Raw genomic sequence first — 21,867 nt, 5'->3', positions numbered from 1 at the left:
GAATAATGTTTTTTAAAATAGGAGGGAAGTTCTATTCTTGTATATAAAGATCGTTTATTTAATAATATTATACTAAATCCATATAACAAAGGAAGAAGAAAGCTAAAAGTGATTACTGCTTATGCTTCCCCTGCTTTTTTACATCATGTACTATATGGACTTAATGAAATTGAAATTGAAATGTACATCGGTATGACTAAATATCAGCCAATAACAGTATGGGATCACAAAGAATACTTAAAAATGGCGAGTGAAACTAATAGATTAAGTGTAAATTATTTTTATGGAGAGAGACCTGTCCACTCTAAAATTATTTATTGGGAGCAGGAGGGATTATTTGCATCAGAATTAGCTTTTGTTGGATCTGCAAATTTTACTAGAAATGGCTATGTTAATTATAGCGAAATAATGGCAGAGGCTGACCCAATAGAAATAGGCAATATTTTTAATGATATTGGAGAGTATATAGATTTTAAACATCCTAATATTGAAGAGTATATTACATTTACATATCAGTCTGATTTGAAAAGTTCAGAAAAAGAAGGGTCTGGGTTAGGGAAAATAGTAAAAGAAAAGAATATAAACATTTTGATTTCCCGTTAACTATTAAAAGTGATAGAAGGAAGATTCATCAAAAATCAGGATTGAATTGGGGACAGCGTCCGGATAGAGAATCGAATCAAGCCTATATCCCTATTCCTAAAGAAGTTTATACAACTGACTTTTTTCCAGATAAGAAAATGCAATTCAATTTGATAACAGATGACGGAGAGAGTTTTACATGTGTAGTAGCGCAAGAAAACAATAAAGCTCTTGAGACACCAGAGGATAATAGCATACTGGGAAAATATTTCAGAAAAAGACTCAACGTACCATTAGGCAGTTTTGTTAGGGTTGAAGATTTAGATAGGTACGGGAGACATCATGTCACCATATATAAAATAAATAATGAAACTTATTTTATGGATTTTAGCTAAGGGAGAAATATAATGATTCGATCTGGAATAAGTAAGGTTGAGAAGTTCAGCAGAGTCTTAAAGAGAGAATTAGCAGAAAAGGAAATCAATAAGATAAAAAAACAGCTGAAGAAATGAATGAAAAGATAGGGTTTCCTAATAATGAAACCCGTCAAGGTTTACTGTTTGGACAAGTACAAAGCGGTAAAACAAATCATATGTTGATGACAATTGCTCAAGCCTCGGATAATGGCCATCGTTTATTTATCATACTGACATCTGACAACCTGTGGTTGTATGACCAGACCTTAGAGCGTGTTCAAGAAGCGCTCCCCGGGTTACTTACTCTTGGAAAGGATTCTTGGGGAATTGAATCAATGACCTCTAGAATTCAAACAGCGTTAAACCATAACGGAGGAGTTGTTTTAGTTACCACTAAGAATAAAAAAATATTACCTAAAATGCAGGAGTTTATTAAAGAGCACATACCCCGGAATACAAGATCAGTTATATTTGATGATGAAGCAGATCAAGCAAGCTTAAATACGTTTGCCAATACTGAAGTGCAGGATAAATTAAGTGAAGTAAGTGCTGCTATTGTTAACCTTAGAGATTTTTTTAACAATCATGTCTATGTTCAAGTAACCGCTACGCCTCAAGCACTGTTATTACAAGGCGCAAACAAAGAATTCCGACCGGATTTTATTGTGAAATTCAGTCCCGGCGCAGGTTATATAGGGGGAGAAGCGTTCTTTGAAGAAGGTGCTGGTGCTCTCAAGACATTTGCAGACTCAGAGATTGATGACATAATGAACGAAGAATCAGATATTGCTCCCCATACAAAGGGGCTCGCTATCCCTACCGGTTTAAGACAAGCCCTATGCACTTTTTTTATTGGAGCTTCAATTAAAATTTGCAATGGAGAAGGAACAAATTATACATTTCTTTGTCACGTCAGTCATAAACAGGACGACCATCGAAGGTTAGAGACGATGATTAATGGTTTTATTACAAGTCTATCTAAGGCTTTGCACGAAGAGAACCATGAAACAGAAAAAAATATTGTATATACTTATTTAAATGAAGCTTATCAAGATTTGGTGCAAACTAACAGCAGGACGCCTTCATTTGAATTAGTTATAGCGGAGCTAGCTGATAACATAACCAGCACGCAGTCACAATTAATTATTTCGGGGAGTCATTTTAAAAAACCTAGATACAGTTCCCCATTCAATATTCTAATAGGAGGAAATAAATTAGGCAGGGGAGTAACAGTTAAAAGGTTATTAGTTACTTATTATGGACGTTCCAGCCAAGCGCCCAAAGTTGATACAATTCTTCAACATGCCAGAATGTATGGTTATAGAGAACGAGATTTAGGTGTGTTAAGATTTTTTACATCGTACTCAATAGCTGAGATTTTTACAGAAGCCTATCTTTCTGAAAAAAGATTAAGAACAGTAATTAATAAGGCTGATTCTAGTGACCTTCAAGCATTAGTTCTATCAAGGACAAAACACTCTTTGCTCAGGCCGACAAGATCGAATGTTATCTATCTGGATTCTGTATTATTTTATATGTCAGGAAAACGCTATTTTCCCAGAAATCCATTGGTAAGTAATGTGGGTTTGTTAGATCAGTTATTAGAAGATTATAAAGATGAGCAAGGGCTGGAAATGATAACGATTCAAAGATTGATAGAAATCGTCAATCTAACTAAGTCTAAGAATATTGAGGGCGGCAGCTGGGATGATGAAGCAATTTTAGCTTGTTTGAAAAATATGAAAGAGATGTATAATAACCGCGGCTATATTGCCGTACGCAGAAACAGAGACATAAAAAAGAATGCCAGAACAATGCTGTCATCGGATGATAATTTATTATTCAATCCGCATGGTCCGACTTTAATTATGTATAAGTACACTGGATCTGCGAATAAAGGGTGGTCTGATGACAAACCTTTATGGGTGCCTAATTTAAGGTTCCCAGATGGAAATACCTATTTTATGTTTTCAACTAATGACATACCGAACGATTAAAATTACTATAAAAGGACGGGACTGATCTTAACGATCGAACATTGATTAAAAAAGGGGGCCAGTCCCTTTTTTTATTTTAAAACAAATGAAAAACTTGCAAATGTTGTCATTTGCAAGTAACGATGTATTTTAGATGAGAAATGGAACTTTTTCCTCTTTAACTAACTCTTTAAAAGTCCATTTTGGCTCAATGGAGTCATATTCAATTCCAGCAAACGTTTTTAGTATCGCTTCTGCAATAATTTGAGCAGCTTTTGGAGGCACAGCCATGCCGATTTGCTGTCTTACCTTTTCTTTCTTTCCTTCAAATACAAAATGATCAGGAAAGGTTTGCAAGCGTGCCCGTTCTCTATTTGTTAAGGCGCGGGGCTCTTCCCAATGGTACACGTGAGTGCCGCCGCCGCCGCTTCCAGTCACCGTATAAGATGGTTCATCCGGATGAAGACGTTTATAAATCTGACTCATTCGGGCACCTTTCACTTTAAGTCGTAATTCTTCCGGAATGCCCTCATACCAGGCGTTCTTTCCGGGAGGAATATAGTTCAGCATCTCAATAGTTTTTTGATTATGTTTCGTAGGCTCATGATTTTCAGTAAAATCAAGAATAGGCGGATTATTGAGTGCGTCGTATGCAGTAACATACTGAGTTGGAGTAGTAGGAGCAGGAATTTTAAATTCTAAATTTTGGTCTTTTCTGATACCTACTATAATAATACGGTGTCTTTTTTGCGGTACGCCATATTCCTCAAATTTATATAAGTGAGGAGTGATTGTATAACCCATCCCCGCTTCTCCCAGTTCCCTCAATATCTGAATAAAAGCTTTACCTTCATTTGCACTTTGCAGACCGCCCACATTTTCAGCAATGAAAAATTTTGGGTTATGATAATTGAGCACCTTTACACCATATGAGTAGAGAGGGCCGTAATCGCCGCTCATTCCTTTATGTTCTCCAACTATACTGTAATCATTGCAAGGGAATCCAAAGGCTAATACATCTATAGGAGGGAGGCTTTCTATATCCAATTCTTGCACAGGACCCTCAATTACTGACGGGTCATCAATATTTTTGCAGATATTTCTTCTGTATGTTTTACATGCAGATTCGTCATAATCATTAGACCACTCATGTTTTATGCTGTATTCATTACCGGAACTGTCAACGACACGGGCGCTTGTAATTCCTAAAGACAGTCCTCCTGGTCCGCTGAACAATTCTCCTTTTCGGAAGATCATATAAAAACCTCCATTTGTTGATCTCATACACATTATAAACTATAACACATCTTAACGCTAAAAAGGGAACGTTTGTTTCGCGAATTTGAAAGGAGATAACTTTTGTTTTAATAGAAGATTTAAATGTTTTCATTCAGGGAAAACTTTTACAAATCGGGAGGGGAGTCGTATGGCTGACACTCATACAAAAGAACAAAGAAGAAAGAATATGCAGGCAATTAAAGCAAAATCAAAATTAGAAGATAAAGTATCCGCAGCCTTATGGAACAGGGGGCTGCGATTCAGAAGAAATGTTTCATCTCTTTTTGGTAAGCCAGATATAGCTATTAAAAAATACAAAATTGTTATCTTTGTTGATTCTTGTTTTTGGCATGGATGCAGCTCTCATGGAAATCAGCCAAAAAGCAACAAAGCGTATTGGGAGAAAAAACTGAAGCGGAATAAGGAAAGAGATCAAGAGGTTACTTCCTACTATATAAAACATGGCTGGCATATATTAAGGGTTTGGGAACATGCTTTTAAAGAGAATTTTGAAAGAACAATAGATGAGATAGAAACTTTTATAAAAACGAATATGTAGATAACTGATTATAAATTTTCCCGATGATAAATAATTCCTTTTTCTCATTCATCCAAATAAACCCATAGTGTAACATGAAAATAGTCTATAATCCCCAAAATTTACAAGCGAGGTGTTTACTTATACTAGCAGAGATGAACGCATTACATTCGGCAAGAGCCGACTTTGCTATAAAACAAGAGCACATTCATGCCCTGAAACGAGTCAGACATGAAATAACAAATTTAAAACTTGAGTTTTCAGATATCAACCATTTGATCAGTCAGCCTCATTTATCCCCGCCTACGTGGAAAGGGAGCCATGCAAAGGCCTTTGAAGAGGTTCGCGAAGATATGGCACATGCCTGGGCTGATATCAAAAAGGACCAGGTGAACGGGATAATTGAACGCATTAATGAAAAGATTTCTATATTAGAGGGTGACGTGCATACACTTCAGCACAGAATACGATCAATTGAGAATGAGATCCGAAAACAAAAAGAGAAGAGATGAGGTGCGATATGGGACAGGAGATCAAGATGGATTTCCATATGGTAAAGCAGGGGACAAACTGAAGCTGTATCAAGCCCATTTTTGCAAAGTGAGGTTATGCCCTATGTGTGCGTGGCGCCGGTCGTTAAAAATTGCTTATCATAATAAATTAATTGTAGAAGAAGCTAACCGGCAGTACGGTTGCGGGTGGATTTTTCTCACGCTGACTGTCAGAAATGTAGCAGGAGAAGAGCTGAAGTCTAAGATTTCTGACATGATGAAAGGGTTTAATCGTCTCATGAAATACAAAAGGGTCGATACAGCGGTACTTGGCTATTTTAGAGCTTTAGAGATTACTAAAAATCATGAAGAAGATACATATCATCCGCATTTTCATGTGTTATTGCCTGTGAAGAGAAGTTATTTTGGCAAAAATTATATCAAGCAGGCAGAATGGACAAGTCTTTGGAAAAGGGCGATGAAACTGGACTATACGCCGATTGTTGACATTCGAGAGTCAAGGGAAGAGCTAAAATTGATGCTGAGCAAATTGAGAGCGATGTGCGGGAAGCCATGATGGAGCAAAAAGCAGTTCTCGAAATTTCTAAATATCCTGTTAAGGACACGGATGTGGTGCGTGGCAGCAAGGTGACGGATGATAACTTAAATACTGTGTTTTACTTGGATGATGCGCTTTCTGCGCGAAGGCTGATCGGGTACGGCGGCATTTTGAAGGAGATAGGAGATACATAAAGATCTGAGATCTGAACCTTGAAGATGCGGAAGACGGCGATCTGGTTAAGATTGATGAGGAAGACGATGAGGTGGCAAACAGCGCTTTTGAGGTCATGGCTTATTGGCATCCCGGCATCAAAAATTACATAATCAAGTGAAAGGGAGCAGGCCATGTGGCTTGCTCTCTTACTTTGTGGAACCGTTATTCAATACAAGCAGAAACGATGGCCGTAATGCCAAAGAAGTCCATTATCGCCTCTTTTATTTCAGGGCTGGCTTTTGAAGCTGCTTTGGAGACTGCTTTGTTCCAAGCGGTTTTTTACTGCGGTATTTTTCTTGTAATAATTGTAGTACTGATATGTTTTAGTGACGAATGTCTTTACTCCACCCAAGGCTTTTATTGCCTTTTTGATCTTTAACAATTTTGCAGGAGCGAAAGCTAGGCTGGCAAGTGCGGTACCAACAGCACTTATACAACCTAGGACACCTTGAGTCTTGAATGGTTTGTCCGATTGATGAAGCTCAGTTGCAGCGGCGTTCATATCATTGATTAGCGATTGATCATCGATGTTATTTCTGAACCAATCTAAAATTGCATCAGAACCTTGGTTGACCACTGAGTCAGGTATGTTTTCAATTGCGTATAATGCTTTTTGACTAGAAAGCAAACTTGAAAATTCTTTTTCGAGATTAGTGTCTCGAACTAATGATTGATTATTCGGTGATTCAGCGGCTTCAGCGGCTGTCGTTCCAAGGATTGAAAATAAAAACACTGAAACAACTGCCAAAATAATTTTACTTCTGTACTTTAGAACAAATTTCATATTATCCCCCTTTTTTACTTGAAAATACCTTGTAAATTATAAACCATTTTACCGCTTGATTCCATAGCGGAAATTGTGTCATGATGGATTTAGGTATATAAAGTGTTTAACAGAAAGAGTGAGGGGATCAGCAATGAGTGACAAAAAATATGAATCTATACACTGGTTTGCGTCAGTACTAGCGTTTTTATTAATAATTTTGAATAGCTTTTTTACAAAAATTGAGGGTGTAACTGTTGGTATTGCGATTGTATACATAGTGATCATGGGAATTGTTAGGAGTACATGGAAAAAAGCTAAAATAGATTAAGCAGGCCTTCAGGCCTGTTTTTTTATTGCGGTGCAAAAGAGAGAAAATTGTTATGCATGAGTGAAAAAATAAAAAAGTGGACTCGGTGAAAGTCTCCTTTTTTGTAACACGCCTGACGGAAATCGAGAGATTTAGCATGTACACAGGGTTGTGTGTATAAGTGCGCCATTTTCCGTGTGTTCTATTTCCAAAATTGCCACTACTTTTTTGTTTAGTGGCTGCGATCATTCTTTGTGTCTCTAGCGACTTCCGTAATGCCGCAGTGAGTGTCTCGTGTCTTTCATGCTGTCTTTTTTCGAATTGTTCCATCCGTTCCGCCATTCTTTGGTTGAATTCTTCCTGTCGCTTCATGAATTCCACCAAAGGATTGTCCTGTAGCGATGTAGCGGTATCCGATATGGTCAGTTTTGAACGATACAGGCTTGCTATATGCTTTACCGTTTCGTCGAGTGAGTGTCCATTGATCTTAGTCATTGTACATAGATACTCTAAAGTCTTTACGTCATCTTCGGTATAGAGTCGCCATCCTTTCGAATCTTTATTGAACGAGTAGCCTTGTTCTTCAAGCATACTGGCATACTTGCGGACAGTCACCGGCTCTATACCGAGGTGTTTTGCGACGTCCTTGGACGATAATTTGACTCCCATATCCATCACGAATCACCTCGTAAAATAGGTTCGCTATGGCGAGGTCAGACACCTTTAAGTGTTGCACCCTTTATTATGATTTGAGTTGTTTTGAAAAGGGTGCATTTTAAAAGGCGCTGCATACCTAAACGAGAGGAAAAATCCAGTCATGACAGGGGACTGACTGGGTTCTTTTGTGTTTGAGTTTGTTTTGGAATTTAGGAGCGGTCACGGAGTGCCCAGTTATACGCACCAAATAAATTGGGGCGTACTGGCGAAAATGACCCGCAGGGCCTTTTGATAAAGAGGAGGGGGTAGTAATGCAAGAGATTGATTTTGAAACAGGGATGAAATATGTAAGAGCAACCCTTGGCTTTGAGGGCTTAGTGCTGACGGAAGAAGAGGAAAAGCTCTTAGAAAGGCGGTTTCATGGAGAAATCACAGAAGAAGAATACATACGAAAAGCGCTAGAGCTGTCTTATTCCGGTAGTTCAAAATAAGGGATGTGAAGTTTTCGAGGGGTTGGGAAGGAGCCGAAAAAATGAATGTTGATAAGAAGAGGGAAATCCAAAGAAAATATAAAGAGCAAATGCGAAGGAAAAAAGTGACCTACACTGTAGAAGCAGTGGTTGTTACTGCGATTGTTGTGTTAATTATTTTTTGAATTGCGTTATTAAAGGATTTTAGGGAAGCAAGCGAATAGGGCGTGAGTCAACGGTAACCGGACCGTAGGGAGGATTAAGGAGTTGACTCACTCAGCGCCACCCGGACCCTTTTAGAATGAAAAAACGCTACGGCTATATCTATGTCGACCGCGGCAATGACGGAAAAGGCACGTTTGAAAGAAAGAAAAGAAAAGTTTTTATTGGTATAAAGACGTCATCGCCACAAACGGAGAAAGTCTGTAAGCGCAATGTTCCGGAGAAAGCCGGCAAAATTGACATTCAGCAAAGAGAGGAGGACAATAAAAGCAGAAAGGCGGGATTCATATGTTTAAAAAAATTCTTGCAGCAGTAGACGGTTCAGACATGAGCAGCAAAGCTCTGGATGCAGCGATCCATCTGGCGAAAGAACAGCAGGCGGAACTCACCATTCTCTATGCGGGACGTGAAGCCGTTGTCTCCACAACAGCCTTAACCGGCATTGTCTATGTTCCGGAAAACTTAATTGAAGACATCAAACATGAAGTCGCGCAAAAAGGAGCAGCCATTCTGGAAGATGCCAAGCAGAAAGCGGCGGAAAGCGGAGTTAACGCGGAAAGCCTGTACGTTCAAGGCGAACCTGCACATCAAATTTTAAACATAGCGAAAGAACAGCATTTCAATCTGATTGTCGTCGGAAGCCGCGGAATCAGCGGATTTAAAGAAATGATGCTCGGAAGCGTGAGCCACAAAGTCTCACAATTGTCTCCTTGCCCTGTACTGATCGTTCATTAAACAGACGGCCCTGCTGATGCGGGGCTTTTTTTATGAGAAAAGATCTCCGTCTCTCGAAAAATAGGGTGAAATCTTCCTCTGAATCAAGTAAAATGGCTGTTAGTATTTGTCTGAATAAACAGTCAATGATATGGAGGAAGCGAATCAATGCAAGCTAAACAAACATCAAATGCCGTCATCAAAATGGTCATTTCCATGGTCATTTTCGGATCAATCGGCTTTTTCTCAGAACATACGAATGTACCTTCAATTGAACTGGTTTTTGTTAGATGTCTGTGCGCCTCATTGTTTCTGGGCGTTTGCTGGTTTGGTTCCGGACGGTACCGCACCGAACAATGGAACCGGCGTGAGGTGCTGCAGACACTGGCCTGCGGATTTTTTCTCGTGCTGAACTGGGTGTTTTTATTTAAATCATTTGAGGAGACATCAGTGACGATAGCGATTTCCGTTTATCATCTGGCTCCGGTTCTTGTTCTTCTCCTCGGGAGTCTCATATACCGGGAAAAACTGCATCTTGTGTCCGTCAGTTCCATCGTGATTTGTTTTCTGGGCACCGCCCTGATTTCCGGCATCAACGGAAGTACATCTTTTTCTCAGCTGATGGGATCGGGTATTATTTGGGCCGTGCTGGCCGCCCTTTTTTACGCCTTTACGACACTGGCCGGGAAAGGTATCAACAGTCTCAGCCCATATGCGGTCACCTGTTTGCAGACCGGGTTGGGCGTTATCATTCTTCTCCCGTTCGTCCGTTTCGGCGCTTTTTCTGATTTGTCGCATGTGAACTGGATCATGATTGTGTCAACCGGTATCATTCATACGGGAATTGTGTATTTGCTCTTTTTTGACAGCTTGCGGTTTTTATCCACCCGGTTTATTTCAATCATCGTATTTCTTGATCCGGCGGTGGCGATTGTGCTTGACACCGTATTTACGGGATTTCGCCCCGACCTTTATCAATCTTTGGGGATTGTGTTGATTTTTGCGGGAATGGCGCTGTCCCTGATTCGAAAGCAAAAAGCCGTGCCGGCGGAAACTCAGGCAGACAGCACCCGTATATAGGCGGCCGTACCGGCTGCTTTTTTATTTTGGGGCTTTTCAGCCATAACGAAAAAGCAGACAAACAGATCATGGAAAAAGAGGATAGTAATTGTATAATACTCCATGTGTTTACAATTTAAGAGATTAAAGGAGTGAAGGGCATGAAAAAGAAGACGCGTCATCTCGCTTTCTTGGCTGCACTCGGCTTTGCGCTTTGTCTGGCCATTGTATGTTCCGCATCCAAGCAGGCAGAAGCGGCAGCGGCTTATCCGGATGTGATGCAGGGACTTACCGGATTCGCGGGAAATGCGAAGGATCATAACGGAAAAGCAAAATCCGCCGTAACGGGAGGCCAGGGCGGCCCCGTCGTCTACGTCAGCAATCTTAATGATCTGAAAAACAATGCGGGCGGAACGGACCGCAAAACCATCGTCATCACAAGTGATATTTCTTCCCCGGGTAAAGCCGTTGTGACAGTCGGCGCCAATAAAACCATCGTCGGCTCTTATATCAGCCACAGGCTGACCAACATCTATCTGACAACAGGCTCCGGCTCAAACAATGTGATTTTCAAAAATCTCATTATCAGCCATAATGCCGCCATTACAGGCAACAACGACATTCCGATGTACATAGCGAACGGACAGAATTACTGGATTGACCACGTGTGGTTTGAAGGACACAGCTACAATCCGAACAGCCACAGCGATTTGGGAAAGCTTCTGTATGTCGGCGCCAAAGCGGATTTTGTGACGCTGTCTAACTCTAAATTCACAGACCATCTGTACGGCCTGATTCTCGGTTATCCGAATGATGATAACGAAGGACGCAATTATATCGGCTATCCGCATATGACGATCACCAACAACTATTTTAATAACGTCTATGTGCGTTCACCGGGCCTGATGAGATACGGCTATTTTCACGCGAAAAACAACTATGTGACCAATTTTAATTTAGGATTCACCATTCATACAAACGCGACTGTCTTCTCAGAAGCCAACTATTTCGGTAACGGAAATGAAAAAGGCGGAATGATAGACGATTACGGGACGGCCCAACTCACTGACATCGGTTCATTCCCGTCGCTCAAAGCCCCGAAATCACCGCGCACCGGCTGGAATCCGAGATCAAATTACAGCTATGGCACGCTTTCAGCCCAGGACGCCAAAAACTTCGCCCAATCCTACGCGGGAGCACAAAATACAAATCTTCGCTATCCATAATACGAAAAACCGCCGGCACCCGGCGGTTTTTTTATATGAATAAAAGGTTCAAAATTCCTATAATCCTTAAAATAACCTTAAATACCTAGGAGAATATTGATAAACAATTTCAATAATATTACTATTGTTAAAACTGTGTTGCACAAGAAGTGGAACTTAACTCACCCTAACCGCCAGAATACTGGAGAGTAACATGAAAACATCAACCTGAATTCTATTACACAAAAAGAAATCTTACAAATAGAAAAACAATTTGAACGAATCGCATTAAACAAAATAAGAATCAAGAAACGTTTAGAAAAATGGGATTGAAAATTGAAGCTGCTTTTGGAAGAATCGGGAGAATACCTATCATTCACTGATATTTTTTTTGCAGCCTATTTGGACAGCACCGGCTTTCACGATAATGAAGACGGCTATTGTGTAGACCATTTTGATATATGGGTTTGTGAAAAAAAGTTGTTTTCAGGTAAAGCGGGATATTTATCAGATCTAGAAAGTGATGAAGAAATCGCAGAAGAAATTCAAAACAGGATAAATGAATTGTACTTAGAAGCGGCAGAAATGATTGAAATGTTAAATGAATCCTAGTCTATTAATGTGAAGAGAGGTTCCCAGCCTCTCTCTTACTCAAAGGGAGGAGACAGCGACCAAAATCGGAGACAGCTGTCTGGAACTTGAAATAACACCAAGAAGGTCAAGAGGCGGAGGATGATCCTTTTATCTCAACAATGTTTGAAATGTTGGAACATAATAAAGTAATCGCCCGCGATTACTCTGCCGTTTTATTAGAAAGTGAATATAAAATGCTGACATCAGTGATCGAAGCGTTATTAGCAGGCAATCAAGACAGGATACGTTTAGAAACAATTGAACCATTTTTTATTTTGAGTATAGATAAAGAAAACGAATATTCGTAATGAAGAAACGCTAGAAATTTTTGTGAGACTTTAAAATCAGATCTCTAAGAATCCAAAACTTTATTAGGGAGATAAACGATGTACAAAACTATAAATGAATGGGTAGATTACATAGATGGGGGGGTGCGCTGTCCTTCATTTTGATTTTCAAGTGTTTAAAAAAGAACTTTCACTTAAGATTCAGGTCGTTGAAAATAAAGCCGAATATACGCATAACATTCTTTTTCAAAATGTAGCATCTGTTTATTTTAGTGCAGATATTGGTGATATGAGATTAGAAAAAATAGATCCTGAAGAATACAATTGGCAAGTATTTGAGATGAGTTACCACCCGGAAGGAATCGGTAATCTATCAAATGCTGTAATTCCGGAGTATCAATCAAATGCTAATTTTCTCATTGACATGAACAGAATGCTGATTGCTATAGAAGCTGAAACAGTTCGCTTTGATGATCAATCATTTTATGCGTATCATTCGAAATCATAAATAAACAAATAAGAGAGGTCCCCAGCCTCTCTTTTCTTACATAACGAAATCGTTCGCGGAGGCAAACATGAACACTCCTTTAAATTTACAAAAAGAATCATTGAAGGCTATAGGGAATCTGGATGTGATTAATCCGCTTAAATACAATTCGATTTATTCATGTGATCTAGTGAGTAAAGATACTTTTTCTCAATTAATGAATGACTTAGAATTCGAAACAGCTCTAATAGAAGTAATGGCATTTCCTTCTTTTATTGAAGAATGGAAGAAGAAGGTTGAAAAGAAAATGATAAATATGAATACTGTATCGAAAAAGTTCATTCATATTGAATGTGCCCTAACCAAAGAAGAATTGATGGCAGATCACTTATTAGATGAATTATATTTTTTAGCATCGATCAATGACTTTGTTGTTATAATAGCAAATCCTGCCAAAAATAAGTCCTATATGAACCTGAACACTCAAAAGGTTGATGTAACTACTGAAAATAATGAAAAAATCATTTGGTTTGAATTTGATGCAGCAGATTTATATATCATTGATTAATTTGATATAAATTCCAGATTCTTAATCTATGGAGTGTTGCTGATGTTGAAACTTACCGCGGAGCGGGTTGGGTCATATAAAAGAGAGCACATCATCTATTTCAATGCGGGTCGGGATGATCAGGTATTTATTGTGTCGGTGCACGATCACAAAGTAATATTGGAGGTTATGAAAGGCAGCTCTCTTTTAATCAAAAAAGAGTTACACGGATTTTCTGAAGATGCCCATTTCTATCTGATTGATTCGTATGATAACACAATCGTGATCGTTTACCTGGAAAATCATACGTGTCAATTAGCCGCATACTGCATAAACAGTAATAAAATCAATCCGATTTGTTCTTTTCTATTAAGCGCCAATGTATTTCATCTGGGTGAGGATGGTTTATTATGGATCGGATTAACGGACGAGGGTATGTATGATGAGAGAAATCCTCAAGGAAAAGCGATATTTGCTTTTCATACAGAAGACAGAACGTTTTATTTTGAAGACGATTTTAAAGAAATGATGCATGAATGCTATGCCGTACAATCGATCAAATCTGATTTGTATGTATGTTTCGAGGGAGAGGATCGCTGTGTCATCGGGCATTATCAGATTGGACGGGACAGAATTCGTACTGTTGCAGAATATGTGCTGGACGGCGATCAATACTCCTATTGTGATCAGCTATCCGTTTCGAAAAAAAGGGTGCTGCTGATTCAGAGTCACGAGGATACCCTATTTTCATTTCATGAAGAGCACAAAGGCTTATCAGAGACTGACGTCATGATACACGGTATTGATAGAAAAGGAGAAACAACGTACAGAGCCGTCCAGGACCGTATTTTTATCTTTCATGATAACGATTTATATCTGGTAAAGTATTGATCAATCCTATGCAGATGGCTTTTTTCAGCCATCTGCATATCATTTTACAGAGTGAACGATCGATATAAATAAAATACCATCCAAGACTCAAGGGGCAAGTACATGAAAATAAAAATGAATAAGATAGTCGAAGAATCAGTAAAAAGATGTTTTTGTCATTTTGATAACTGCGGGCGTCTGTATCTCGGACGGCATCAGAATGGCGGGCTTTCGATTACGATCATCGAAGAATCAGATGATATTCGAGTGATTCTGAGATGTTAAGATCCAACAGATATTCTTTAAATAATGACGTCATCCGAAACCTGAAATTATACAAAAAAGAATTAGAGGGGCCGCTGCCTTCAGATGCAGGGAGATTCGAAGAAGACTTTGAGGGTGCTGCCTGCGCTGGGGATTTTTATGAATACTTCGCACTTGTCTGCGGCAGCTTAGATTTTGTGTTGGCGAATAAACAAATCCCTGCGCGGCAGCGTAAAGCCTTATATAAATCCTTTTTTGAGCTGTATCCGCAATATGCGCAGCTGAAAAACGCTTTAACGGATTATCCGGAGCTCAGCCGGGAAATCGGGCGGCATGAACGGGCCAGGAGGCTGTTAGTCAGCATTTTAAACAAGAAATGAAAGGCAGGCTTCTGACGTGAAAGAACCCACAATAGCAGAATGTCTGAAGAAGGCTGGTCTGATCCTGAACGGTCAAGCGGCGAGGGAAGAAGTGTCGGATTGGGCGTGCGAGTACGTGGCTGCAGATGATCCGGCGGTTGAGGACGAAACCGTTTGGGAGATGCTCGTATATTTGAGCGGGCTTGATCTGAAAGATTCGCCTGATGCGTATCTGCATACGTTAGAAGAATTAAGAGATTGGGTGCAGGAATATAAAGAAGTTCATGGGGGTTTGTAAGAAAAATTCATTTGAGTCAGACATGTCAATTCAGGTGAAAAAAAGGAGGCGCAAAATGGAGTGGCACAAACATGAGAAAGCAGTTCTGCTGGGGCCGGATTCGCCGGGTTGTTTTGAATTGACGGAGTTTACTTTCTATACCGGGTATAACGAGTATTATGATAAAATCCCGGTGTTTGAGCTGAAGCTGACTGACGGACAGTATGATGCCGTGCTGCGGTTTGAGGATGTGAGGTCTGCCCGGCTGGATGATCTTGAAAGCATCACCGACATCCATCTGGATATCAGCCCGGTCGACGGCGGCTGGGAATCGATCCGCTACTATGTCAATGACGGGGAAGGAAGCATGAGCTTTTATTGCGCCAAATGGGTCGTGCTCGACATGAAGAAAAAGCAGTCCCCCGAACGGCCCGGCAAAACGTCAGGGTAAAGCGGCGGCATTTCGCGTATAATGAGGGGAGCCGGACAGAGAAGGAGTTTAGTCATGAATGAGTTTAATGAATATGCGATCAGCCCCGAGATCCGACGGGCGCTGAATGGCTTGCAATACACCGAGCCGACTGAAGTGCAGCGGCGCGTCATCCCCGCCGCGCTGCAAAAAAAGACCTCGTCGTCAAATCGCAGACGGGCAGCGGCAAAACCGCGGCTTTCGGCATTCCGATCTGCGAGCTTGCGGAGTGGGAGGAAAACAAACCGCAGGCCCTGATTTTAACGCCGACCCGCGAGCTTGCGGCGCAGATTAAAGAAGATATCACGAATATCGGCCGTTTCAAACGGATAAAAGCCACGGCGGTTTTCGGAAAAGCTTCTTTTGACAAACAGAAAACCGAACTGAAGCAAAAAAGCCACGTCGTTGCCGGAACGCCGGGACGTGTGCTTGATCACATAGAAAAAGGGACGCTGCCGCTTGAGCGGCTGGCGTATGTGGTGATTGACGAAGCGGATGAAATGCTGAATATGGGATTTATTGAACAGGTGGAAGCCATCATTCAGCATCTGCCGAAAAACAGAGTCACCATGCTGTTTTCAGCGACGCTGCCGGATGACGTCGAGAAGCTGAGCCGCACATATATGAAAGACCCTGAATTGATTGAAGTAAAAGCGGAAGGCCTGACGACAAAAGACATCGAGCATTTTGTCACCAGAACAGAAGAAGAGGACAAAACATCTTTGCTGCGTGATGTTCTGATCACCGAAAACCCGGACAGCTGCATCATATTCTGCCGGACAAAAGAAAGGGTCATCCAGTTAACCGATGAGCTGGACAGGCTGGGCTACCCTTGCGATAAAATTCACGGCGGTATGGTGCAGGAAGACCGCTTTGACGTCATGAATGAATTCAAGCGCGGCGAGTTCCGCTATCTCATTGCGACCGACGTTGCCGCCAGAGGAATTGATATCGAAAACATCAACCTCGTCATCAATTATGATATTCCGCTTGAAAAAGAAAGCTATGTGCACCGCACAGGCAGAACGGGCCGCGCCGGACACCGCGGACGGGCCGTTACGTTTGTGACGCCGTCTGAATCGCGGTTTCTGAATGACATTGAGACATATATCGGTTTCCGCATCCAAAAGCGGGAGGCGCCGTCTGAGAAAGAAACAGCGGAACGGAAAGCGGCTTTTGCGGAAAAATTGAACGCCCGCCCCGATGTCAAAACAGACAAAAGCGAACAGTTAAACAAAGACATCATGAAGCTGTACTTTAACGGCGGGAAAAAGAAAAAACTCAGAGCGGTCGATTTTGTCGGGACGATCGCGAAAATCGACGGCGTTTCAGCCGATGATATCGGGATTATCACGATTCTGGACAACGCATCGTACGTCGAAATTCTGAACGGCAAAGGCCCGCACGTTCTTGACATCATGAAAAATACGACGGTCAAAGGCAAAAAACTGAAAGTCCATAAAGCCAAGAAATAAAAAAGAAAGCCTGCCGCGTGCAGGCTTTTTTTACGCCGTTTCCTCAGGCACAAACGCAAGGATGGCAATGCCGATTACAAATAACAAAATCAGGCTGAACACGGCGGCTGACGAATTTCCGGTCAGCTGGGCGGTGACGGCAATCAAAAGCGGGCCGATAATCGAAGCGAACTTGCCGAAGATATTATAAAAGCCGAAAAACTCATTGGCGTTCTGTTTGGGGACAAGCTTTGCAAAGTAAGAGCGGCTCAGCGCCTGAATACCGCCTTGGGAAGTGGCGACAAGCATAGCCAAAACCCAGAAATCAAAAGCGGAATCCATAAAATAAGCATACGTGCAGACAATCATATACACGCCGATGCCGGCATAAAGCATTGTTTTTCCCTTAAACCGTTCGGCCAGCCGCCCGTACAAAATTGAAAAAGGCGCGGCGACGACCTGTGTGACAAATAAAACAATCAGCAGATTTGCCGCGCTGATGCCGAGGTCAGCCCCGTATGACGTGGACATCGTAATGATGGTGCCGACCCCGTCGATGTAGAAGAAATAGGCGAGCAGAAACAAAAACAGCGCCCGGTGCTTCTTGATCTGCTTCAGCGTGCCGGCCAGCCGTATAAAACTGCTGATCACAAGCCGCGGCTCCCTCTCGATATAATAGCGCTGGCGGACGCGGAGAAGGAGCGGGATCGAAAACAGCCCCCACCATGCCGCCGTAATCAAAAAGGCAATGCGGCCCGCAGTCTGGGCGGACAGCGGAATCACCTCCGCTTGTGCTGACAGAATCACGGCAATGCTGAGGAGAAAAGGGATTGTACTGCCGATATAGCCCAGCCCAAACCCCCTGGCGGACACCATATTCATCCGCTCCTTTGCGGCCACATCAACGAGAAACGCATCATAAAACACATTAGATCCGGCAAAGCCGATCGTGGAGATCGTATAACAAATTAATAACAGCATCCAAGATTCGCCGGGAATCAAAGCCAGCGCGGCGGTGCCCGCCACACCGATCAGAAAAAAGAAGGCAAAAAACCGTTTCTTGCATCCTTTGTAGTCGGCAATCGTTCCTAAGACGGGGCTGAGCATCGCCAAAATAAAAGTCGCGGCGGCAATCGTATAGCCCAAATAAGCGGTGGAATCAGCTGCGCTGACGCCGTTTTCCGCCGCCGCCGCTTTAAAAAACAAGGGGAACACCGCCGTCATAATAATGACCGAATAAGCTGAATTGGCCCAATCATACAGCATCCAGCTGCTTTCTTCTTTCGAAAACCGTTTCATCACACACGCTCCTTCCCAAAAACCGGTTCTCTGCATTATATGCGCCTCTGCCTCATCGTTGGACAATGATTTCTGAACGGCGTTTTCTGATTGACCTGGAGATATTGACCTAGTACAAAAAGGATGTACAATCAAGGTGCAGCAGGTAAATGGTCAGGCGGGAGGGAGACGGAATTGAAGATTGCGAAAGTCATTAATAATAATGTCGTCAGTGTGCTCAAAGAAGGCAATCAGGAATTGGTCATCATGGGCCGGGGCATTGCTTTTCAAAAGAAAACGGGAGATCCGGTAGATGAAGCCCGCATTGAGAAAGTGTTCACCCTCGATAACAAAGATGTATCCGAAAAGTTCAAAACCCTTTTGTATGATATTCCGATCGAGTGTATGGAAGTATCCGAAGAGATTATCAGCTATGCGAAATTACAGCTCGGCAAAAAGCTCAACGACAGCATCTATGTATCGCTGACCGATCATATTAACTTTGCGATCCAGCGCAATAAGAAAGGGCTGGATATCAAAAACGCCTTGCTGTGGGAAACGAAACGGCTGTACAAAGACGAATTTGCAAACGGCAAACAAGCGTTGGCCATGGTGAAAAACAAGACTGGCGTGTCTCTGCCGGAGGATGAAGCAGGCTTTATTGCGCTGCATATTGTAAATGCCGAGCTGAATGAAGAGATGCCCAATATCATCAACGTTACAAAAGTCATGCAAGAGATTTTGAGGATCGTAAAATACCATTTTAAGATTGAATTCAACGAAGAATCGCTTCACTATTATCGATTTGTCACCCACTTAAAGTTTTTCGCGCAGCGTCTTTTTAACGGCACACATATGGAAAGCCAGGACGACTTTTTGCTGGAGACAGTGAAAGAAAAATATCATCGGGCGTATGAATGCACGAAGAAAATCCAAACATGCATTGAGAGGGCGTATGAGCACAAGCTCACCAGTGACGAGCTGCTGTATTTAACGATTCACATAGAAAGGGTAGTCAAACAAGCATAATGAAAGCGTTGGCATTTTTGTTTTCTTGTATTCATTTTTTCTTACATTCACATATGATCTTGTTAGGATTGTTACTCATAAGCAGGCAAAACCTAAATTACAATGAGTGCGGATCATCTCTTACTGTGCTGATGGTAATTTAGGTTTTTAAGATTCATTATTATCATTATTCTGACCGATGTTCCCTTTTAACAGAATCATGTATGATCGATAAAGAAATCGCTTTCAAAGAAAGGGGAATGCCAACATGTTTTATCGTATGAAACGAGTGCTGCTCATTCTTGTCACTGGATTGTTTTTGAGTTTGTGTGCGATCACTTCTGCTGCATCAGCTCAAACAGGCGGATCGTTTTTTGAACCTTTTAACAGCTATAACTCCGGTTTCTGGCAAAAAGCAAATGGTTACTCCAATGGAGATATGTTCAACTGCACTTGGCGTGCAAATAATGTATCCGTGACGTCATCAGGTGAAATGCGTTTGGCGCTGACAAGCCCGTCTTATAACAAGTTTGACTGCGGGGAGAACCGCTCCGCTCAAACCTATGGCTATGGACTTTATGAAGTCAGAATGAAACCGGCTAAAAACACGGGGATCGTTTCATCGTTCTTCACTTATACAGGTCCAACGGATGGTACCCCTTGGGATGAGATTGATATCGAATTTTTAGGAAAAGATACGACAAAGGTTCAATTTAATTATTATACAAATGGCGCGGGAAACCATGAGAAGGTTGCGGATCTCGGATTTGACGCGGCCAATGCCTATCATACGTATGCGTTCGATTGGCAGCCGAACTCTATTAAATGGTATGTCGATGGGCAATTAAAACATACTGCGACAAGCCAAATCCCGACAACACCGGGAAAGATCATGATGAACTTGTGGAATGGGATAGGTGTCGATGACTGGCTCGGTTCCTACAATGGTGTAAATCCGCTATACGCTCATTATGACTGGGTGCGTTATACAAAAAAATAATGTACAGAAAAGGATTTCCGCCAGCGGAAATCCTTTTTTAATTAAAACGAAATAATCCCAATCAAAAGCGCCGCAATCGTCATCACAATCGTTGTTCCCACGGCCCATTTAATAGTGAATTTTTGATGGTCGCCAAAGCTGACGCCTGCCATTCCGACCAATAGATAGGTGGATGGCACAAGCGGGCTGAGCAGATGCACCGGCTGGCCCAGCAAGGAGGCTCTTCCGATTTCAGCGGCGTCTATTCCGTAAGCGGAAGCGGCTTCGGCGATGATGGGAAGAACACCGAAGTAAAAGGCGTCATTCGACATGAAAAAGGTGAAAGGCATGCTGGCAATCGCCGTGATCAACGGCAGATGCGGGCCCATGGCATCAGGGATGAGGGAAACGAGAGAATGCGCCATCGCATCGACCATTTTTGTGCCTGAGAGAATGCCTGTAAATATGCCTGCCGCAAACACCATTGAGACAACGTTTAACGCATTACCCGCATGCGCCGAAATCCGTTTCTGCTGCTCTTTGACATTTGGATAGTTGACCATCAAGGCGATGGCGAACGCGATCATAAAAAGAACAGGGATGGGAAGCAGGCTGGTGATCAGCGCGGCCATCAGAGCGACAGTCAGCAGCAGGTTAAACCACTGGAGAGCGGGACGCTTCAGCGGCGCCGCCTCCGGATCAGAAGACGGCGCGTGTTCAATCGAAATGATGCCGAGACGCTTCCGTTCTTTTTTTCCAAGGAGATAAGCAACGGCGAACACCCAGAGAACGCCGGCGATCATAGCGGGAATCAGCGGCGTAAAAACTTCTGACGTGTCCAATTTCAAGGAAGCCAAAACCCTTGCCGTCGGCCCGCCCCACGGAATAATATTCATGACGCCCGAACCGAGCATCGCAATCCCCGCCAGCACCAAACGGTTCATGCCGAGCCGTTTGTAAAGGGGCAGCATTGCCGCAATCGTAATCATATACGTTGTTGTCCCATCTCCGTCCAGCGAAATGGTCATCGTCAGAACCGCTGTGCCGATGGCGATTTTTAACGGATCTCCTTTGACAAGCGATAGGATTTTGGCAATGAGGGGATCAAACAGACCTGAATCAATCATAATGCCGAAATACAGGATGGCGAATAACAGCATGATCCCGGTAGGAGCGAGGTCTGTAACGCCCTGAATCATCATCCCGCCGAGATCTTTTCCAAATCCGCTGATCAGGGCAAACACAACAGGAACGACAATCAAAGCAATAAGAGCGGAAAGCCGGTTAGACATAATAAGATACATAAAGACAATCATCATCACAAAACCGAGTATGGCAAGCACGATATGACCTCCCCTGTTCAACAGCTGTTTTGGTAAGCGTTTTCACATTTTGTTTCTGTGAAAAGGGCTTATTTCAAAATGTGTATGACCGCATATGTAAATACAGACCTAAAATCCTAATGAGCGGATCAGCAGTTTATTTGAAGAACGCCGCGG

General features: G+C 42.2%; 23 protein-coding genes and 5 pseudogenes. 23 read left to right on the top strand and 5 right to left on the bottom strand.

The annotated features are described in order from the left end of the window. Window positions 1–33 precede the first annotated feature (33 nt). The 3 genes from D368_RS02180 (at window position 34) to D368_RS02170 (ending at window position 2,995) form a co-directional block, all read left to right on the top strand. Window positions 34–603 carry a restriction endonuclease PLD domain-containing protein gene (locus D368_RS02180; protein WP_128574513.1) on the top strand — a complete coding sequence of 190 codons (570 nt, stop codon included), beginning with the start codon at window positions 34–36 and terminating at the stop codon, window positions 601–603. Between the two features lie 41 nt (window positions 604–644). Beyond that, entirely contained in the window at window positions 645–977 is a 333-nt protein-coding gene (locus tag D368_RS02175; RefSeq protein ID WP_486129189.1) for a hypothetical protein, read from the top strand. Window positions 978–1,090: 113 nt separating this feature from the next. Further along, complete coding sequence (locus D368_RS02170) at window positions 1,091–2,995, top strand: Z1 domain-containing protein (RefSeq protein WP_128574511.1); 1,905 nt, start codon at window positions 1,091–1,093, stop codon at window positions 2,993–2,995. Between the two features lie 129 nt (window positions 2,996–3,124). Here the strand turns inward: D368_RS02170 and D368_RS02165 are convergent, their stop codons facing one another. After that, window positions 3,125–4,231, bottom strand: a complete 1,107-nt coding sequence (locus D368_RS02165) for a DNA cytosine methyltransferase (protein WP_128574510.1) — start codon at window positions 4,229–4,231, stop codon at window positions 3,125–3,127. A gap of 169 nt (window positions 4,232–4,400) precedes the next feature. Here D368_RS02165 and D368_RS02160 point away from each other — a divergent pair, with 169 nt between their 5' ends. From D368_RS02160 to D368_RS02150, 3 genes and pseudogenes are all read left to right on the top strand, one after another. Continuing rightward, window positions 4,401–4,811, top strand: a complete 411-nt coding sequence (locus D368_RS02160) for a very short patch repair endonuclease (RefSeq protein ID WP_024085991.1) — start codon at window positions 4,401–4,403, stop codon at window positions 4,809–4,811. Between the two features lie 134 nt (window positions 4,812–4,945). Further along, window positions 4,946–5,302, top strand: a complete 357-nt coding sequence (locus tag D368_RS02155; protein ID WP_232518269.1) for a YwqH-like family protein — start codon at window positions 4,946–4,948, stop codon at window positions 5,300–5,302. A gap of 55 nt (window positions 5,303–5,357) precedes the next feature. Next, window positions 5,358–6,174: pseudogene (locus D368_RS02150) on the top strand (protein rep); the annotation flags it as partial. 108 nt (window positions 6,175–6,282) lie between these two features. On the opposite strand, the gene D368_RS02145 reads toward D368_RS02150, so the two are convergent. Both D368_RS02145 and D368_RS19810 read right to left on the bottom strand, forming a co-directional pair. After that, window positions 6,283–6,840, bottom strand: coding sequence for a hypothetical protein (locus D368_RS02145; protein WP_128574509.1), 558 nt, complete (start codon window positions 6,838–6,840; stop codon window positions 6,283–6,285). A gap of 190 nt (window positions 6,841–7,030) precedes the next feature. After that, on the bottom strand, window positions 7,031–7,804 hold the full coding sequence (locus tag D368_RS19810; protein WP_486129188.1) for a helix-turn-helix domain-containing protein: 774 nt from the start codon (window positions 7,802–7,804) through the stop codon (window positions 7,031–7,033). Window positions 7,805–8,097: 293 nt separating this feature from the next. Between D368_RS19810 and D368_RS02135 the strand changes: the two genes are divergently transcribed. From D368_RS02135 to D368_RS02070, 15 genes and pseudogenes are all read left to right on the top strand, one after another. Further along, window positions 8,098–8,277 carry a hypothetical protein gene (locus D368_RS02135; RefSeq protein WP_042635622.1) on the top strand — a complete coding sequence of 60 codons (180 nt, stop codon included), beginning with the start codon at window positions 8,098–8,100 and terminating at the stop codon, window positions 8,275–8,277. Between the two features lie 41 nt (window positions 8,278–8,318). Next, window positions 8,319–8,441 carry a hypothetical protein gene (locus D368_RS19805; protein WP_269775748.1) on the top strand — a complete coding sequence of 41 codons (123 nt, stop codon included), beginning with the start codon at window positions 8,319–8,321 and terminating at the stop codon, window positions 8,439–8,441. Between the two features lie 116 nt (window positions 8,442–8,557). After that, window positions 8,558–8,685, top strand: a pseudogene (locus tag D368_RS02130) (family 1 glycosylhydrolase); the annotation flags it as partial. Window positions 8,686–8,766: 81 nt separating this feature from the next. Beyond that, the gene (locus D368_RS02125; protein ID WP_128574508.1) at window positions 8,767–9,213 is read left to right on the top strand and encodes a universal stress protein; all 447 of its coding nucleotides are present in this window, start codon (window positions 8,767–8,769) and stop codon (window positions 9,211–9,213) included. A 147-nt stretch (window positions 9,214–9,360) separates the two neighbouring features. Then, a complete protein-coding gene (locus D368_RS02120) occupies window positions 9,361–10,272 on the top strand; it encodes a DMT family transporter (RefSeq protein WP_101562566.1) in 912 nt (303 codons plus the stop codon). 140 nt (window positions 10,273–10,412) lie between these two features. After that, window positions 10,413–11,477 carry a pectate lyase family protein gene (locus D368_RS02115; RefSeq protein ID WP_128574507.1) on the top strand — a complete coding sequence of 355 codons (1,065 nt, stop codon included), beginning with the start codon at window positions 10,413–10,415 and terminating at the stop codon, window positions 11,475–11,477. A gap of 315 nt (window positions 11,478–11,792) precedes the next feature. Further along, window positions 11,793–12,068, top strand: a complete 276-nt coding sequence (locus tag D368_RS02110) for a hypothetical protein (protein ID WP_128574506.1) — start codon at window positions 11,793–11,795, stop codon at window positions 12,066–12,068. Window positions 12,069–12,132: 64 nt separating this feature from the next. Further along, a pseudogene (locus tag D368_RS02105) lies at window positions 12,133–12,445 on the top strand (hypothetical protein). A gap of 30 nt (window positions 12,446–12,475) precedes the next feature. Beyond that, window positions 12,476–12,884, top strand: a pseudogene (locus D368_RS02100) (YxiG family protein). Between the two features lie 67 nt (window positions 12,885–12,951). Continuing rightward, window positions 12,952–13,431 (top strand): hypothetical protein, encoded by a 480-nt coding sequence (locus tag D368_RS02095; protein ID WP_128574505.1) that lies wholly within the window; start codon window positions 12,952–12,954, stop codon window positions 13,429–13,431. A 42-nt stretch (window positions 13,432–13,473) separates the two neighbouring features. After that, window positions 13,474–14,301: a hypothetical protein gene (locus D368_RS02090; RefSeq protein ID WP_128574504.1), complete on the top strand. Its 828-nt coding sequence runs from the start codon at window positions 13,474–13,476 to the stop codon at window positions 14,299–14,301. Between the two features lie 257 nt (window positions 14,302–14,558). Continuing rightward, window positions 14,559–14,924 (top strand): YxiJ family protein, encoded by a 366-nt coding sequence (locus tag D368_RS02085; protein ID WP_071392466.1) that lies wholly within the window; start codon window positions 14,559–14,561, stop codon window positions 14,922–14,924. Window positions 14,925–14,940: 16 nt separating this feature from the next. Beyond that, window positions 14,941–15,201, top strand: a complete 261-nt coding sequence (locus D368_RS02080; RefSeq protein WP_071392465.1) for a DNA-binding protein — start codon at window positions 14,941–14,943, stop codon at window positions 15,199–15,201. A 55-nt stretch (window positions 15,202–15,256) separates the two neighbouring features. Continuing rightward, on the top strand, window positions 15,257–15,631 hold the full coding sequence (locus D368_RS02075; protein WP_025650045.1) for a hypothetical protein: 375 nt from the start codon (window positions 15,257–15,259) through the stop codon (window positions 15,629–15,631). 54 nt (window positions 15,632–15,685) lie between these two features. Next, window positions 15,686–17,124, top strand: a pseudogene (locus D368_RS02070) (DEAD/DEAH box helicase). 30 nt (window positions 17,125–17,154) lie between these two features. On the opposite strand, the gene D368_RS02065 reads toward D368_RS02070, so the two are convergent. Continuing rightward, the gene (locus D368_RS02065) at window positions 17,155–18,405 is read right to left on the bottom strand and encodes an MFS transporter (RefSeq protein WP_101563125.1); all 1,251 of its coding nucleotides are present in this window, start codon (window positions 18,403–18,405) and stop codon (window positions 17,155–17,157) included. A gap of 171 nt (window positions 18,406–18,576) precedes the next feature. On the opposite strand from D368_RS02065, the gene licT reads away from it, so the two are divergent. Both licT and bglS read left to right on the top strand, forming a co-directional pair. Beyond that, window positions 18,577–19,410 carry a BglG family transcription antiterminator LicT gene (gene licT, locus D368_RS02060; RefSeq protein ID WP_128574503.1) on the top strand — a complete coding sequence of 278 codons (834 nt, stop codon included), beginning with the start codon at window positions 18,577–18,579 and terminating at the stop codon, window positions 19,408–19,410. Window positions 19,411–19,657: 247 nt separating this feature from the next. After that, window positions 19,658–20,389, top strand: coding sequence for a beta-glucanase (gene bglS / locus D368_RS02055; protein WP_003150769.1), 732 nt, complete (start codon window positions 19,658–19,660; stop codon window positions 20,387–20,389). A gap of 41 nt (window positions 20,390–20,430) precedes the next feature. Here bglS and citH read toward each other — a convergent pair whose 3' ends face one another. Next, window positions 20,431–21,711 (bottom strand): citrate transporter CitH, encoded by a 1,281-nt coding sequence (gene citH / locus D368_RS02050; RefSeq protein ID WP_128574502.1) that lies wholly within the window; start codon window positions 21,709–21,711, stop codon window positions 20,431–20,433. Between the last annotated feature and the right edge of the window lie 156 nt (window positions 21,712–21,867).

The sequence above is a fragment of the Paenibacillus lentimorbus NRRL B-30488 genome (assembly GCF_000411595.1).
Classification (GTDB): domain Bacteria; phylum Bacillota; class Bacilli; order Bacillales; family Bacillaceae; genus Bacillus; species Bacillus velezensis.
Note: the sequence above shows the minus strand (reverse complement) of the source record. Positions and strands in the feature narration are given on the sequence as shown.

What these genes read in the sequence shown, in the direction of transcription:
- bglS (WP_003150769.1), top strand. Translation starts at nt 19,658, where the DNA reads ATGTTTTATCGTATGAAACGAGTGCTGCTCATTCTTGTCACTGGATTG.
- D368_RS19805 (WP_269775748.1), top strand. Translation starts at nt 8,319, where the DNA reads ATGAATGTTGATAAGAAGAGGGAAATCCAAAGAAAATATAAAGAGCAA.
- D368_RS02165 (WP_128574510.1), bottom strand. Translation starts at nt 4,231, where the DNA reads ATGATCTTCCGAAAAGGAGAATTGTTCAGCGGACCAGGAGGACTGTCT.
- D368_RS02170 (WP_128574511.1), top strand. Translation starts at nt 1,091, where the DNA reads ATGAATGAAAAGATAGGGTTTCCTAATAATGAAACCCGTCAAGGTTTA.
- D368_RS02160 (WP_024085991.1), top strand. Translation starts at nt 4,401, where the DNA reads ATGGCTGACACTCATACAAAAGAACAAAGAAGAAAGAATATGCAGGCA.
- D368_RS19810 (WP_486129188.1), bottom strand. Translation starts at nt 7,804, where the DNA reads ATGGATATGGGAGTCAAATTATCGTCCAAGGACGTCGCAAAACACCTC.
- D368_RS02145 (WP_128574509.1), bottom strand. Translation starts at nt 6,840, where the DNA reads ATGAAATTTGTTCTAAAGTACAGAAGTAAAATTATTTTGGCAGTTGTT.
- D368_RS02115 (WP_128574507.1), top strand. Translation starts at nt 10,413, where the DNA reads ATGAAAAAGAAGACGCGTCATCTCGCTTTCTTGGCTGCACTCGGCTTT.
- D368_RS02155 (WP_232518269.1), top strand. Translation starts at nt 4,946, where the DNA reads ATGAACGCATTACATTCGGCAAGAGCCGACTTTGCTATAAAACAAGAG.
- D368_RS02090 (WP_128574504.1), top strand. Translation starts at nt 13,474, where the DNA reads ATGTTGAAACTTACCGCGGAGCGGGTTGGGTCATATAAAAGAGAGCAC.
- D368_RS02075 (WP_025650045.1), top strand. Translation starts at nt 15,257, where the DNA reads ATGGAGTGGCACAAACATGAGAAAGCAGTTCTGCTGGGGCCGGATTCG.
- D368_RS02095 (WP_128574505.1), top strand. Translation starts at nt 12,952, where the DNA reads ATGAACACTCCTTTAAATTTACAAAAAGAATCATTGAAGGCTATAGGG.
- D368_RS02085 (WP_071392466.1), top strand. Translation starts at nt 14,559, where the DNA reads ATGTTAAGATCCAACAGATATTCTTTAAATAATGACGTCATCCGAAAC.
- D368_RS02120 (WP_101562566.1), top strand. Translation starts at nt 9,361, where the DNA reads ATGCAAGCTAAACAAACATCAAATGCCGTCATCAAAATGGTCATTTCC.
- D368_RS02125 (WP_128574508.1), top strand. Translation starts at nt 8,767, where the DNA reads ATGTTTAAAAAAATTCTTGCAGCAGTAGACGGTTCAGACATGAGCAGC.
- D368_RS02135 (WP_042635622.1), top strand. Translation starts at nt 8,098, where the DNA reads ATGCAAGAGATTGATTTTGAAACAGGGATGAAATATGTAAGAGCAACC.